The following is a 14,082-nucleotide window of genomic DNA, read 5'->3' as shown; positions in this document are numbered from 1 at the left end:
ATCACTTATAGGTATCAGCTAGGCGACGGCAAGCTGACACCGCTCACACACCCGTCGCAGCCGCCCCCGCGAGACTTGAGGTAGAGACGAGCCTGGGCACAGAGGCGCGCCAGCTACGACTACTTGGCAGGACGGTCGGGGCAGGGTTGTCACCAGCTGCCACCTTGGCGGGCAACCTGGCTAGTCGCTATTGCGTCCGCGATGCCTTCGACCGAAGACTCACTTGGCTCCGCCCTCCTGTGGGAGGAGTGACGATCTTGTGCTCTTGACAGCCCGGAGCTGTATTGCACGCGTCTCCCCGTATGGAGTGAGAGTCCAATACGTCCCCGTGTCGTTCACGCTTCGCTTTCGCTCGCTGCGCTGAATCAGGCCGAGAGCCATGAACTGAATCAGCACGGTGCCGAACTCGTCGTCGTCGACCGTGCAGCTGAAATCAAACAAGTCCTCGATCTTTGGACTGCCGCCGGCATCCTTCGCCAGCTCTACCAACTTCGCTGCCAGCGGTCCATAGTTCTCTAATTCGAGGTACTCACTGATCAACTTCTTGAGTTCCTCCTCGTCGCATTCCTGGAGTAATCTAGGGGCGACGGTAGCGAACAGATTATCCCAGGTCACGTCCACGTGCTGCCATGCGCTCACTGAAGCCAATTGCCCATTTCGCTTCCGATACTTGGCATGCGTAAGGACGGGCACACTTGTCAGCTCTTCGCCTTGAGCTAGTAACTCGGCACCCGCGGGAGCGGTAGTTCGCAAGGTTCCCAGTTGCTGCTCAAGCTCGTCGATACGACTCCTGGCGTCTGACAGTGCCTGCAGCGTCTCGGCGGAGGCTGCTCGATCTGCTCGGATCCATCCGACGGCCGGGTAAAGACGTACGAACTTGTTGTACGTGAGGGCCACTTGCCCAGCTAGTTGATCCGAAGACGTCCAGTGCTTCACGTGCTTAGACGCCTTCACCTTAGAGCGGAATGTGGCGAGTTTCTTCCGCGCGTCCTCAGTAGTCTCGGAAGCAGCAACGGTCAGCTCGCCGGGATCTCCATGAAGGAACGCCATGACCGGCTTCTTGGCGGAGACGGCATAGTCGTACTCCATCTCGGTATAGCTCAGGCCCGTAACGTCGTCAACGGACCCGTACTTCCCCGCAATCACCAGCAGGTAGTAGTCGCACTCATCAATCACCTTTTTGATGAGCGTCCACGCATCCTCGTCTGTGGCGGGAAAAAGCTCCATGCCAGTCGGAATTGCGTCGGCCTCTAGGAGCGTCGCGGTGACGGCCTGACGTTCCTGCCGAAGGTCGAGGTAGGTGGAACTGACGAAAACCTGGTACCTGCGCTGCGCTTCAGTCAACTTAGGAAGCTCCACCTCCGAGCGGTGGGCGTGGCGGCGGAAGCCGCCGCGCCCAGCGCTCTCAACTTGAAGTAGCAACGTAACTCGGGTCGTGGTTCTAGGTCGCTCCGGCGGGGCGTCGTCGCGCCTGCGTGGGGTTCCCACACGGAGGCGTCCTTCCCATAGGCGCCGATGTAGGGCCGGGGGGAGCTGGTCAAGGGCGCGAAGCGGCGAAGCGGACCCTTGACCGGCGGAGGACGGGCCGGAGACTGCGCCGCCGGGGAAGGGCGACGACGCCCGCGCCGGGCCTGTCGTGTCTTGGGCGTGGCGGCTTGACGAGGAGCGCTCCGTCCGGTGGGCTGCTGTGGCTCGCGGATAAACGGATCGTGCAACCCACACTGCGCGGCCGGAGTAAGGCCCCAATTCCCGCGGGCGCCACTCATCACGGGTGTGGGCAGCAGGCTGCTGATGCTGAAGCAGCAGACGACTAGTTGCGAGGGCGTAGCCGCCGGGGCCGATCAGATTGCTGATCGGTTGCTCGGAGGCTTGTCGTGGTTGCCCCGCCGTTGTCCGTGTCCAGCCCTGCGGGCTGGTTCGTCACGCTCTATCCCGGTGCCGGTGAGATTGGCGGGTCCTTCCGCTACTCGGTCCCGGTGCAGCGGTCGCCTGGTGGTGGTGATCCGGAGCGGTCGCGGGAGGAGGCGGCGCGGCGGGCGGCGCGGAAGGTGCGCCGGTACTGCGCGCACAACCGGCTCAACCGGCTGGGCACGCTGACCTACCGGGGGGCTGGCCGTCACGATCCGCGCCTGCTGCGCCGGGACGTTGCGGAGTTCTTCCGCTCCCTGCGGGACCTGCTTGGTGGGGCGCCGTTCGCCTACCTGTGGGTGCCGGAGTGGCATAAGACCGACCACGGGCTGCACGTGCACTTCGCCGTGGGCCGGTTCATCCCACGGGGGTTGATCGAGCGAGCTTGGGGTCACGGGTTCGTGCACATCAAGCTGCTGTCGCCGCCGTCGGGGGCTACGACGCGGGACGAGGCGCGAATCGCGGGCCGGTACCTGTCGAAGTACGTTCGCAAGAGCTTCGATGCCCGCCGCATCGCGGGTCTGCACCGCTACGAGGTGGCGCAGGGCTTCCAGCCGGAGGCGCTGCGGCTACATGGTCGAACCGTCGAAGACGTCATGGCCCAGGCGGCCGAGGCGATGGGCGGGGACCCGGCCGAGGTCTGGACCTCCGATGAGGCGATCGGCTGGCAGGGGCCGCCTGCTGTCTGGGCGATGTGGCCATGAGCCCGCAGGAGTTGGCGGCTCGCGTCGCGGCGTCGTGTGCGGCGTCGGGGGTGCCGCTTCGTGTGGAGGATTCCTTGGCCGTCGAGCGGATTGCTGCGCTGCTGCGGGTGCCGGCGGAGCGGCCACGGGCGCGCGCCCGGAGGGCGTAGCGCGTGGCCGGCCGGTGGCGGTCACAGTCGCCAGGTCACCTGCGCGCGGTCGGGGTTGAACCGCTGAGCGCCACGAGCGCCGGAGCCGATGGTGATCGTGGTGATGAGTGTGCGCAGGATTGCCGCCTGCCGGTCGAAGTTCAGCTGTGCCCACTGCACCCGCAGGGCATCGCCGGTGCCCAGACCGGTGAGGGCATCGGTGCGGGTGACCGCGGCCAATTGCCGCTCCACGTTCTCGGCTCGGGTTCGGACGGGTCGACGCGCCGCCTCCCACTCTCGCCGGTCGATCTCTCCGGCCCCGAACTGCTCCGCGAGATACTCCAGCGTCTCCCGGGCCTGTGCGAGCTGCTGCCCGAGTGCTGAGGTTTCCTTGTCGGCGCTGTCGCGTCCGGCGAGAGCGTCGGCGAGCGCCGGGCTGTCGAGCCGGAACAGCGCATAGTCGGTGATCAGCTCCTCAAGGGGCCCGGCCACGACGGTGCAGCCGTTGCAGCCGCCATGGTCAGGTCCGGAGCGGCATTCGTAGCGGCGGACGTCCTCACGGCGAGCGGAGAACAGCGTTCCGCCGCACTTACCGCAGCGCAACAGGCCCGTCAGCAGGTAGGCGCGCGGGGTGCGCCGCCCGGACACCCTGCGAGACTCGATGGTGGCCAGAACCTTGCGATGCAGGGCGTCGCTGATGATCGGCTCCCACACCGCCTGGCCGATCACCTCGCCCTTGTAGGCGCGTAGCCCGGCGACCCGGGGGTTGGTCAGTACCTGCCGCAGGCTGTGGGTTTGCCACGGCGCGCCCTTCACCGTGCGAATGCCTCGGTTGTCGAGGTCGGTGCACAGCGAACGCAGTGACTCGCCCGCAACGAAACGCTCAGCCATCTCACGGATGATCGCGGCCTCGTCCGGCCGGTGAGCAATCGCGTCATCATCGAACCCGAACGGTCGCCGGGACCGACCGTGCGGCAGGCCGCGCTCGGCGTTTTGGAGCATCTTGCGCTTGACGCGCTCGCCCTTCGCCGCGCTCTCGTCAGCCGCCATGGCACCCATGATTCGCAGCATGGCGATCCCGCTGCGGGAGGCCAAATCCACGCCCGCGAGCCCCGTGACGAACTTGATGTGCTGCACCCCAGCCGCCTCGGCGGTGTCCAGGAACAGCTCGAGCTCCCGAGGCTGGCGGGTGAGCCGGTCCGGCGCCCACATAACCACTCCGTCGCACGCTCCGGCCGTGAGGTCATCGAGCAAGCGCTGGAACGCGGGTCGCCTCTTGCCGGAGTAGGCAGAGAAGTCGTTGTCGACGTACTCCTCGGGAGTGGGCCACCCCAGGCCAGCAGCCTGCTTGCGGCAGTCCTCCAGCTGGCGAAGTACGCCCAGTCCTTCACCAGCCTGGTCGCGGCTGATCCGGGCGTAGATGGCGGGGCGGGTAGGCGTGGGCACGAGCGGTCACATTAGCGACTAACGGGCAACCTGTGCTGTCTGTGCCGCCGCCACCACCGGCTCAAGACCTGTGCGCCCGGCTGGACGTACGCGCTGGGTGACGACGGCGTGCTCACCGTCATCACCCCGACCGGCGTCATCAGGAGCAGCCGACCACCCGGCTGGCGCGTCCTCACCGCACCCGGACCGCCGCCACCCCGACCGGACCCGGCCGCCGACCCACCGCCCTTCTGACCCGCCCGTCAGCCCGCGAGCACCTCGGACAGCCAGGAGGCGGCGGCCGCGCCGACGACGTCGGGGTTCTTCTTCAGCGCGTGGTCACCGGGCACGGCGTACACCGACGCGTGCGCCCGCCCGTCCAGCACCGCGGCCACGTCGGCGGGCGCGCCGAAGGCGTCCCGCTCACCTTGCACCACCACGACAGGGACGGCGACGCCGATCAGCTCGGCGGCCCGGCTCTTCTCGGGCCGGCCCGGCGGGTGCAGCGGGAAGGCCAGGGCGAGCACGCCGTCGGCACCGACCTGGGCCGCTGTGCGGCAGGCCACCCGCGCCCCGGCGCTGCGACCGCCCACCACCAGCGGCCCGGCGAGGTGGCCGGTGCCGGACAGGTGGGCGAGCACGGCGCGCCAGCCCTCGTCCAGCCGCGCCGGCGCGGGCGCGATGCGCTTCCCGGCCACCCGCCAGGGCTGCTCGACCCGCAGCACCCGCCAGCCCGCCTCGGCGGCGTCCCGGGCCACGGCGAGCAGGTCGGCTGATTCGACGCCTCCGCCGGCGCCGTGCCCGAGCAGCAGCGTCCCGCGGGCGCCGCCGTCGGTGAGGTGCGCGCGGGCCGGGCCGTGCGGTGTGGCGACGTCGAGCGCGGTCACCGAACCGGCAGCGCCAGCAGCGCGTCGACGGCGGCGGCCAGGTCGCCGGCCTCGACGTGCGGTGGGTCGTACACGGCCGGGTAGACGCGCTCACCCCGCGGGAACCACGCCCCGGTCAGCCCGGCGCGCTGCGCGCCGTGGACGTCCCACCCGTGTGCGGCGACCAGCGCGAGCTGCTGCGGCTCGACATGGCAGACCCCGGCCGCCCACAGGTACACCTCGCGCGCCGGCTTCCACACCTGCACCAGCTCGCTGGAGAGCGAGCGCTCCACCAGCGCACGGACCCCGCCGCGCTCGAGAGCGGCCTCGGCCACCCCGGGCGTCCCGTGGCTGAGCGTCACCACGCGGACGCCGGCCGATGCCAGCCGGCGCAGCACGGGCTCCACATCGGGGTGCGGGAACGTCTCGGCGAAGGCGTCCGCGACCTGTGACCGCTGCGCCTCGGACAGGTCGGTCAGCTGGGCGAGCGCGGAGTCGAAGGTCGCCCGGAACGGTGCCCACGAGCCCACGGCGACGCCGGCGAACCCGGTCTGCAGGGTGCGGGCGAACACCGTCGGCAGCAGGGATCCGGGCTGCCCGGCCTCCTCGAGCGCGGCGCGCACGGGAGCCAGGTCCAGCAACGTCTCCATCACGTCGAAGGCGACCACGTCGGGCCGGTTGCGGGTCATCCCGTCATGCTGCCGGGCGGCCGGGATCCCCGCCCCTCCTCCCCGATCCGGGCGCGACCGTCCCCGCCCGCCGGTGCCGGCGGACGTCGCGGTACCGCTTGAGGATCAGGTACCCGACGCCCAGCACGGCGGCGGCGACGATGGCGTAGTCGACGTACTTGAGGTTGTCCTGGATGAAGTTGCCGGCGAGCACTCCGAGGCTGACCAGCACGGTGTTCCAGATCAGGCTGCCCGCGGCCGAGTAGATGATGAACTGCCAGAACGGCATCCGCACGACGCCGGCCGGCACGGAGATGAAGCTGCGCACGATCGGCACCATGCGGCCGAAGAAGACCGCCGCGCGGCCGTGCCGGGCGAACCACTCGAACGTGCGGTCGACGTCCTCCGTCTGCACCAGGGGCAGCCGGTCGAGGAAGAGGTGCGACCGGCGCGGGCCGAGCGCCCGGCCTATGTAGTAGAAAAAGATGGCGCCGAAGATCGAACCGAGCGTGGCGAACAGGACCACGGCGACGGCGTTCATCTCGCCCTGCCGGATCAGCACGCCGGCCAGGCCGAGCACCGCCTCGCTCGGGATCGGCGGGATGACCGTCTCGAGCAGGATGCTCAGCCCCACGCCGACGGGCCCGAGCTGCTGGACCAGGTCGAGCAGGAATCCGGTGATGCCACCCTCGTCGGAGGCTGCGGCGGCGAGGGAGGACATGGCGTCCACCGTATCGGCGCGCCGGCCCGCCGCCGCGCTCCCGGGCCGGTGCGCGGCTAGGTTCGGAGCCCATGCGGCAGCGCTTCACCGCCCGGGCCGTCGTCGTCGGCGACCGCGTGGGGACCGTCGTCCCCGACGGCGTGGTCGACGTGGTCGACGGCGGGATCACCTGGGTCGGCCCGGCAGCGGAGGCCCCGCCGCCCGGGGACGCCGACGTGGTCACCCTGCCCGGCGTTCTCACCCCCGGCCTGGTCAACGCCCACTCGCACGCGCCGATGGTGCTGTTCCGGGGCCAGGGCGATGGACTGCCGCTGGACCGCTGGCTGCGCGAGGTCATGTGGCCGCGCGAGGGCCGGCTCACCGCCGAGGACGTCGAGGTCGCGATGACCGCGGCGTCGGCGGAGATGCTCGGCAACGGCGTCACCACCAGAGTGGAGATGTACTTCCACCCGGAGCGGATCGCCGCCGCGGTCGCCAGCACCGGTGCGCGGGCGGTGATCGCCACCCCGCTGCTGCCGCTGCCCGGCATGCCGCCGATCGACGAGCAGCTCGACGCCGCCGTCGCCCTGGCCCGGAGCGCCCCGGCGGACGGCGTGGTGGAGTACGGGCTGGGCCCGCATGCCGCCTACACCGTGCCCCTCCCGGTCCTCGCCGACGCGGCGGAAGCAGCCCGGGAGCACGGGCTGCTCCTGCACCTGCACGTCGCCGAGACCACCACCGAGGGCGCGGACCTGCTGGCCGCGCACGGGCTGTCGGTCCCCGCGCTGCTCGGCTCCTACGACGTGCTGGGCGGCCGGGTGCTCGCCGCCCACTGCGTGCACATGGACGACGGTGACCTGGACCTGTGGCGGGAGTACGACGTCGCCGTCGCCCACTGCCCGGCGAGCAACGCGAAGCTGGCCAGCGGGGTCGCGCCGGTGCGGCCGATGCTCGACCTGGGCCTCCGGGTGGGCCTGGGCACCGACGGTCCGGCCTCCAACGACTCACTCGACCTGTTCGCCGACCTGCGGCTGGCCGCGGGGATGGCCCGGCTGCGCGAGCGGTCGGCGACCGCGCTCACCGCCGCGGAGGCGTTCTGGCTGGCCACCGGTGGTGCCGCCGAGGCCCTGGGCCGTTCCGACCTCGGGCAGCTGGCCGTCGGCCGGCGGGCCGACCTGGTGCACGTCGATACCCGGGACCTGGTCTTCGAGCCGGTCGGCGACCCGGCCGACGTGCTGGCCCACCTGGTGTGGTCCGGCGCGGGCCGGCACGTGCGCGACGTCTGGGTGGGCGGGCGGCCGGTGGTGCACGACGGCGCGTCGACCACGGTCGACGTCGCCGCCCTGCGCGCCGGCGTCGCCGACCGGGCCGCCCGGCTCGCCCGCGGCTGAGCCGTGCACCGGCCCGGCGCTCCCGGCGCCGGGCCGGTCAGGCGCGCAGGCTGATCGTCTCGCCGCGGTAGGCCGGGCGCACGGTGCCGGGCAGGTCGCGGCGGGCGACCTCGGCGACGAACTCGCCCAGCGGGGAGGTGAACCGGTCGTAGTCGTCGTAGTGCACCGGCACGGTGACCGGCGGCTTCAGCAGCTCCACCAGGTCGGCGCCCTGGCGGCCGTCCATCGTGACCGTCAGCCCCAGTGCCTTGGTGCCGCCGAGGTGCGGGATGACGACGTCGAGCGGGCCGCACCGCTGCAACACCTCGCCCAGGAACGGCCGGTAGAGGGTGTCGCCGCTGACGTAGCCCCGCCAGCTCACCTCGCCGTCGCGCACGAGCTCCAGCACGCTGCCCATCACCTGGGGGAGCAGGCGGGCGAGCGGGCCGGGGCCGTGCACGCCCGGCACGGAGGTGATCCGCAGCGTCTCCCCGCCCCGGGTGAACGTGTGCGTCTGCCACGCGCGCAGGTCGGCGGTGGCGGTGAACCCCCGGTCGGACAGGCACCTCGCCGCCTCAGGCGTCGTGACGACGGGCGTCTCCTTGGCGAGCTGCTCGGTGGCGACGCGGTCCCAGTGGTCGCCGTGCATGTGCGACAGCAGGATCCCGTCGAGCTCGGGCAGCTGCGTCGGCTGCAGCGCCGGCTCGGTCAGCCGCGTGCTCCGCAGCCCGTATCCGAGGTACGCGCGCTGGCCCCGGTGCAGGAAGTTGGGGTCGGTCAGCAGGGTGAAGTCGCCGATCCGCAGCAGCATCGTCGCGTTGCCGCCGAAGGTCATGGTCACGTCGTCCGCGGGCTGTCCAGGTGACTGAGCCATGCGCAGGCGCTTACCCGGAGCATTCCTCCTCACCCCTGCCCCGGCGCTGGTAGACAGGGGTCCGTGCCAGCACCCCGCGCCATCGACGAGGCGTTCCTCGCGCTCCCGCTGTCCGCGCTGACCGACGCCGCGCTCACCCGGGCGGTCGACCTGGGCTGCGAGCACGCCGACATCCGCGTCGAGCGCATCCGGACCCAGACGATCAGCCTCCGCGACGCCCGCCCCGAGGCGTTCGCCGACGGGGAGGACCTGGGCCTCGCCGTCCGCGTGGTGCACGAGGGAACCTGGGGGTTCGCCGCCGGCGTCGTCCTCACCGCCGCCGAGGCCGTCCGGCTCGCCGAGGAGGCCGTCGCGGTCGCCCGGGTGGCCGCGGCGCTCAACTCCGACCGGATCGAGCTCGCGCCCGAGCCGGTGTACCCCGACGCCACGTACGTCTCCGCCTACGACGTCGACCCGTTCTCGGTGCCGGACGCCGACAAGACGGCGCTGCTGACCGAGCTGTCGGAGCAGCTGCTGGCCGCCGACGGCGTCGAGCACGTGCAGACCGCGTGCATGCTGGTCAAGGAGCAGAAGTACTACGCCGACACCGCCGGCACCCGGACCCGCCAGCAGCGGGTGCGCACCCACCCCAGCCTCACCGCGCTCACCGTCGACCGGGCCACCGGCTCGTTCGAGAGCATGCGCACGCTGGCCCCGCCGGCCGGGCGCGGCTGGGAGTACCTCACCGGCACCGGCTGGGACTGGCGCGCCGAGCTCGCCGAGATCCCCGAGCTGCTGCGGGAGAAGACCAAGGCTGCCTCGGTGCAGGCCGGGCGGTACGACCTGGTGATCGACCCGTCCAACCTGTGGCTCACCATCCACGAGTCGGTCGGGCACGCCACCGAGCTGGACCGGGCGCTGGGCTACGAAGCCGCGTACGCCGGCACCTCCTTCGCCACGCCCGACAAGCTCGGCACGCTGCAGTACGGCTCACCGCAGATGAACGTGACCGGGGACCGCACCGCGCTGCACGGGCTGTCCACCGTCGGCTGGGACGACGAGGGCGTCGCCGGGCAGCAGTGGGACATCGTCAGGGACGGCGTCCTCGTGGGCTACCAGGTCGACCGGAACATGGCCCGGCTGCGGGGCATGGAGCGGTCCAACGGCTGCGCCTTCGCCGACTCGCCGGGGCACGTGCCGGTGCAGCGGATGGCCAACGTCTCGCTGCAGCCGGCTCCCGACGGCCCGTCGACGCAGGCGATCATCGGCGGGGTGGAGCGCGGCATCTACGTCGTCGGTGACAAGAGCTGGTCGATCGACATGCAGCGCTACAACTTCCAGTTCACCGGGCAACGCTTCTACCGGATCGAGAACGGCCGCCTGGCCGGGCAGCTCCGCGACGTGGCCTACCAGGCCACGACGACGGACTTCTGGGGGTCGATGAGCGTCGTCGGCGGCCCGCAGACCTACGTCCTCGGTGGCGCGTTCAACTGCGGCAAGGCCCAGCCGGGGCAGACGGCGGCGGTCAGCCACGGCTGCCCGACAGCCCTGTTCGAGGACGTGTCGGTGCTGAACACCGTCGAGGAGGCCGGGCGATGAGCCGCTACCAGCGTCCGCAGGACGTCGTCGAGCGGGCGCTGGCCGCCTCCACCGCGGACGGGCAGGTCACCGTCGTGGTCGAGGGCTCCGAGGCGAACCTGCGGTGGGCGGGCAACAGCCTCACCACGAACGGTGCGATGCGCTCGCGCCAGGTCGTCGTCATCTCGTTCGTCGACGGCGGGGCGGGCATGGCGGCGGGCACGGTCAGCCGCTCGGGGACGCCGGACGTCGCCGAGCTCGTGGCGGCCAGCGAGCGGGCCGCCCGCGACGCGGGGCCGGCCGAGGACGCCATGCCGCTGGTCTCCGACCCCCCGCCCGGCGCCGGCGACTGGGACGCCGACCCGGCCGAGACCTCCATCGACGTCTTCGCCGAGTTCGCTCCCGCCCTCGGCCAGGCATTCGGCGAGGCGCGGGACCGCGACGAACTGCTCTTCGGCTTCGCCGAGCACAGCATGCGCACCACCTACCTGGGCAGCTCCACCGGCCTGCGGCTGCGGCACGACCAGCCGACGGGCCGGGTGGAGCTCAACGGCAAGACGCCGGATTTCGGCCGCTCGGTGTGGGCCGGCACCGGCACCCGCGACTTCACCGACGTCTCGGTGGACGAGCTGGCGGCGGAGGTGCAGCGGAAGATGGTCTGGTCGCGCCGCCAGGTGGACCTGCCGGCCGGCCGCTACGAGACGCTGCTGCCGCCCTCGGCGGTCGCCGACCTGATGATCTACCTCTACTGGACGATGGAGGCGCGCGACGCCGACGAGGGGCGAAACGTCTTCGCCCGGGCCGGCGGGGGCAACCGCACCGGGGAACGGCTGGCCGCGCTTCCGCTGACCCTGCGCAGCGATCCGCACGCGCCCGGGCTCGAGGCCGCGCCGTTCCAGGTGGTCGGGGCGTCGTCGGGGTCGGCGTCGGTCTTCGACAACGGACTGGCCGCCCCGGCGGTCGACTGGATCTCCGCCGGCGTCCTCACCAACCTGATCCGCCCGCGGGCCTGGGCGCTGAGGACGACGGCGCCGGCCACGGTCGCCGTCGACAACCTCATCCTCGACCAACCGGGCGCGGTCGCCACCCAGGAGGAGATGGTCGCGGCCACCGACCGGGGGCTGCTGCTGACGACGCTCTGGTACATCCGCGAGGTGGATCCGCAGACCCTGCTGCTCACCGGCCTCACCCGCGACGGCGTCTTCCTGGTGGAGGGCGGTGAGGTGACCGGCGCGGTGAACAACTTCCGGTTCAACGAGTCCCCGGTCGACCTGCTCGGCCGGGCGGTGCAGGCCGGCGTCACCGAGCGCACCCTCCCGCGCGAGTGGAACGACTGGTTCACCCGTACGGCGATGCCGACGCTCCGGGTGCCCGACTTCAACATGAGCAGCGTCAGTCCGGCCAGCTGAGCCCGGCGAGTCGAATGACGACGGCGTAGTTCTCACAAGTGGACCGCGGCAGGGCTGGCGGAAACTGACGGCGACCAACAGTACCGACGGGATTACGCTCGGTACCGGAAGTTGAGCTGATCGAGGGGTTCACCCCAGACCCGATTCTGCCGACACCTCACGTAGCTCGAGAACTTCCACAAGCCGCACGCAGGCCCCGCTCCCACGGGGCTGTCGAGGGGAGGACTCCGTGAGCCGGAGTCGCAAGCCATCCGTCTTCCAGGTGGGCAAGGTCCGCGACGACGGGTACACCGTCGTCATCTCCGGCTGGGGCCTCGGTCTCTGCGCCGCAGCCTGCGCCTGCCACCGTTCCCCGTCCGCCGGCCACCTCGCCATCGCCGAGGACCAGGCCGGTGGGTCGATCGGCCTGGCCAGCTTCCGCGACGGCGGCTGCGACTGCTGCGAGCCGTGGACCGCCGAGGAGCTCACCGCGATCCTGCGCGACTTCTCGGTCGTCGACGGCCTGGAGGTCCAGGAGCCGCTCGCCGGCTGAGAGGGCACCACCCTTCCTGAAGGCTGGCCGCCGGCGAGGTGTCCGCAGCCCCCGGTCGGGTAGGCCCGCTCCCATGTTGGGACGCGCCGCCCTGCGGGGCGCACTGGCCGGCCTCGCCGGCGTCGCCGTGATGACCCTGGGGGAGAAGGCCGAGCAGGCCGTCACCCACCGGCCGGACAGCTACGTGCCCGCGCGCACGATCACCGCGCTCGTGACCGGCCGGCGGCTGCCGGAGTCCGCCCGCCCGCTCGCGCGCAACCACCTCATGCACTGGGGCACCGGCGCCGCTGTCGGCGCCCTCCGCGGCATCTGGGCCGCCTCCGGGCTGCGGGGCTGGCGCGCGTCCGCCTGGCACACCTCGATCCGGCTCGCCACCGACCAGACGCTGGAGAACGCCACCGGCGTCGGCGCCCCGCCCTGGACGTGGTCCCGCCGCGACCAGGTCGTCGACGTCACCCACAAGGCCGTCTACTCGTTCGTCACCGGCGCGGTCGCCGACCTGCTGGTGCCGCTCGCGTCCGACCGGCTGCCCGACGGCACCGCCGCCGGCCCCCGTCGTCGCTGACCGGAGCCCCGTCCGCGCGTGACGGGTGACTGCCTCCGGTGCTCATGTGACGGGCGGGGCGACCCCGGTCGTCCGCCCCCGCGCGCCACCCACTACCTGCGGATACCGGGTCCCTACGTTCCGTGCTGACGCGCATGGTTGCGGCCCCTTCCCCGGGCCCGGCGCAGGTGATCGGAGGCTCCGGTGCAGTCGCAGCGCTCGACCACCCGTCGCCGCTCGCGCGCCGTCCTCGCGGTGGGCGCCGCGCTCGTGGCGGCCGCGACGGCGGTTCTCTCCCCGGCGATGACGACGACGGCGAACGCCGAGCCGGGCTCGGTGGCCGAGGCCGCCTCGCTGATGGCGAAGGCAGCGCAGCAGCTGACCACCATCGAGGCCCAGGTCCACGAAGCCGAGGAGATCGTCGCCGCCCAGCAGCGGACCGCCGCGGCGGCCGCCGCTCAGGCCCAGACCGCGCGGGACGCCCTGGCGGTGCACGAGCCGCAGATCCGGGCCATCGTGCAGAGCAGCTTCACGGAGAAGACGCAGTCCCGGGTGGCCGCCTTCCTCACCAGCGAGTCCGCCGAGGACCTCGTCCAGCAGATGACGACGCTGGACATGATCGCCGCGCACACCAACTCGGTCATCACGCAGGTCGCCGCGGCGCGCGCCGCCGCGGAGGAGGCGCAGGCCACGGCCGACCAGGCCGCCGCCACCGCGCAGGCGGGCCTCACCGAGCTGCAGGCCCAGCACGCGGAGGTCGAGCGACGGGCCGCCGAGTACCGGTCGAACTACGATCAGCTCTCGGCGGCGGAGCAGGACCGGGTCTCCACCCTCGTCGCCGGCCCGAAGCTGGCGACGCCGTCGGTGGCGGAGCTGCCGGTCGCGTCGGGCAGCCCGGCGGCGACCGCGATCGGGATCGCGCTGTCGAAGGTCGGCTCCCCGTACCGGTCGGGCGCCACCGGCCCGGACGCGTTCGACTGCTCCGGGCTGACGTCCTACGCCTACGCGGCCGCCGGCATCACGCTGCCGCGCACCAGCAGCGGCCAGTCGAAGATGGGCCCGCAGCTCTCCCGGTCAGAGCTCCGGCCCGGCGACCTGGTCTTCTACTACTCGCCGATCAGCCACGTGGCCCTCTACATCGGCGACGGGATGATCGTGCACGCCCGGACCTACGGGACGCCGCTGTCGGTCACGTCGGTCGACCAGGGCGGCTTCCGGTTCGGCGTCCGTCCCACCGGCTGACGCCAGGTCGAGCCGACGGCACGCCGGAGCCCTTCTCGGCGATGGGCACGGAGAGGCCGGGTGCCGTGCCGTGGTCGGCTCCGGCATGGTCGGCATGGTGGTGGCCGGGGGGTGTGACATCCGGGGATCCACCCGGCCCCGTCCCGCCGATGTCC

At 72.0% G+C, this 14,082-nt stretch carries 13 protein-coding genes; 7 read left to right on the top strand and 6 right to left on the bottom strand.

What is annotated here, in order from left to right; translation table 11 throughout:
- Window positions 1–219: 219 nt before the first annotated feature.
- Window positions 220–1,359 carry a DUF4062 domain-containing protein gene (locus ABC795_RS17140; RefSeq protein WP_347058470.1) on the bottom strand — a complete coding sequence of 380 codons (1,140 nt, stop codon included), beginning with the start codon at window positions 1,357–1,359 and terminating at the stop codon, window positions 220–222.
- A 617-nt stretch (window positions 1,360–1,976) separates the two neighbouring features.
- On the opposite strand from ABC795_RS17140, the gene ABC795_RS17135 reads away from it, so the two are divergent.
- Window positions 1,977–2,612 carry a hypothetical protein gene (locus ABC795_RS17135; RefSeq protein WP_347058468.1) on the top strand — a complete coding sequence of 212 codons (636 nt, stop codon included), beginning with the start codon at window positions 1,977–1,979 and terminating at the stop codon, window positions 2,610–2,612.
- Window positions 2,613–2,782: 170 nt separating this feature from the next.
- Here ABC795_RS17135 and ABC795_RS17130 read toward each other — a convergent pair whose 3' ends face one another.
- The 4 genes from ABC795_RS17130 to ABC795_RS17115 form a co-directional block, all read right to left on the bottom strand.
- Entirely contained in the window at window positions 2,783–4,186 is a 1,404-nt protein-coding gene (locus ABC795_RS17130; RefSeq protein ID WP_347058466.1) for a recombinase family protein, read from the bottom strand.
- A gap of 242 nt (window positions 4,187–4,428) precedes the next feature.
- Entirely contained in the window at window positions 4,429–5,052 is a 624-nt protein-coding gene (locus ABC795_RS17125; protein ID WP_347058465.1) for an alpha/beta family hydrolase, read from the bottom strand.
- A complete protein-coding gene (locus tag ABC795_RS17120) occupies window positions 5,049–5,720 on the bottom strand; it encodes an HAD-IA family hydrolase (RefSeq protein ID WP_347058463.1) in 672 nt (223 codons plus the stop codon). Before ABC795_RS17120 ends, ABC795_RS17125 begins: the two co-directional genes overlap by 4 nt.
- A 4-nt stretch (window positions 5,721–5,724) precedes the next feature.
- Complete coding sequence (locus ABC795_RS17115) at window positions 5,725–6,420, bottom strand: DedA family protein (RefSeq protein ID WP_347058461.1); 696 nt, start codon at window positions 6,418–6,420, stop codon at window positions 5,725–5,727.
- A gap of 71 nt (window positions 6,421–6,491) precedes the next feature.
- Here ABC795_RS17115 and ABC795_RS17110 point away from each other — a divergent pair, with 71 nt between their 5' ends.
- Entirely contained in the window at window positions 6,492–7,790 is a 1,299-nt protein-coding gene (locus ABC795_RS17110; RefSeq protein ID WP_347058459.1) for an amidohydrolase, read from the top strand.
- 37 nt (window positions 7,791–7,827) lie between these two features.
- Here the strand turns inward: ABC795_RS17110 and ABC795_RS17105 are convergent, their stop codons facing one another.
- A complete protein-coding gene (locus ABC795_RS17105) occupies window positions 7,828–8,643 on the bottom strand; it encodes an MBL fold metallo-hydrolase (RefSeq protein WP_347058457.1) in 816 nt (271 codons plus the stop codon).
- Between the two features lie 63 nt (window positions 8,644–8,706).
- Between ABC795_RS17105 and ABC795_RS17100 the strand changes: the two genes are divergently transcribed.
- The 5 genes from ABC795_RS17100 (at window position 8,707) to ABC795_RS17080 (ending at window position 13,927) form a co-directional block, all read left to right on the top strand.
- Window positions 8,707–10,221, top strand: coding sequence for a TldD/PmbA family protein (locus ABC795_RS17100; protein ID WP_347058455.1), 1,515 nt, complete (start codon window positions 8,707–8,709; stop codon window positions 10,219–10,221).
- Complete coding sequence (locus ABC795_RS17095; protein ID WP_347058453.1) at window positions 10,218–11,609, top strand: metallopeptidase TldD-related protein; 1,392 nt, start codon at window positions 10,218–10,220, stop codon at window positions 11,607–11,609. The genes ABC795_RS17100 and ABC795_RS17095 overlap by 4 nt, the downstream gene beginning before the upstream one ends.
- 229 nt (window positions 11,610–11,838) lie before the next feature.
- Window positions 11,839–12,141 carry a hypothetical protein gene (locus ABC795_RS17090; protein WP_347058451.1) on the top strand — a complete coding sequence of 101 codons (303 nt, stop codon included), beginning with the start codon at window positions 11,839–11,841 and terminating at the stop codon, window positions 12,139–12,141.
- Between the two features lie 73 nt (window positions 12,142–12,214).
- On the top strand, window positions 12,215–12,706 hold the full coding sequence (locus tag ABC795_RS17085; protein WP_347058449.1) for a hypothetical protein: 492 nt from the start codon (window positions 12,215–12,217) through the stop codon (window positions 12,704–12,706).
- A gap of 183 nt (window positions 12,707–12,889) precedes the next feature.
- Complete coding sequence (locus ABC795_RS17080) at window positions 12,890–13,927, top strand: C40 family peptidase (protein ID WP_347058447.1); 1,038 nt, start codon at window positions 12,890–12,892, stop codon at window positions 13,925–13,927.
- Window positions 13,928–14,082: the final 155 nt, after the last annotated feature.

The organism is Blastococcus sp. HT6-30 (assembly GCF_039729015.1).
Taxonomy (GTDB): Bacteria; Actinomycetota; Actinomycetes; order Mycobacteriales; family Geodermatophilaceae; genus Blastococcus.
The sequence above is the reverse complement of the archived record's forward strand: the minus strand, read 5'-3'. Positions and strand labels throughout refer to the sequence as shown.

Bases quoted from the DNA above. Each gene is read 5' to 3' on its own strand.
- ABC795_RS17095 (WP_347058453.1), top strand. From the start codon at position 10,218: ATGAGCCGCTACCAGCGTCCGCAGGACGTCGTCGAGCGGGCGCTGGCC.
- ABC795_RS17115 (WP_347058461.1), bottom strand. From the start codon at position 6,420: ATGTCCTCCCTCGCCGCCGCAGCCTCCGACGAGGGTGGCATCACCGGA.
- ABC795_RS17120 (WP_347058463.1), bottom strand. From the start codon at position 5,720: ATGACCCGCAACCGGCCCGACGTGGTCGCCTTCGACGTGATGGAGACG.
- ABC795_RS17110 (WP_347058459.1), top strand. From the start codon at position 6,492: ATGCGGCAGCGCTTCACCGCCCGGGCCGTCGTCGTCGGCGACCGCGTG.
- ABC795_RS17105 (WP_347058457.1), bottom strand. From the start codon at position 8,643: ATGGCTCAGTCACCTGGACAGCCCGCGGACGACGTGACCATGACCTTC.
- ABC795_RS17085 (WP_347058449.1), top strand. From the start codon at position 12,215: ATGTTGGGACGCGCCGCCCTGCGGGGCGCACTGGCCGGCCTCGCCGGC.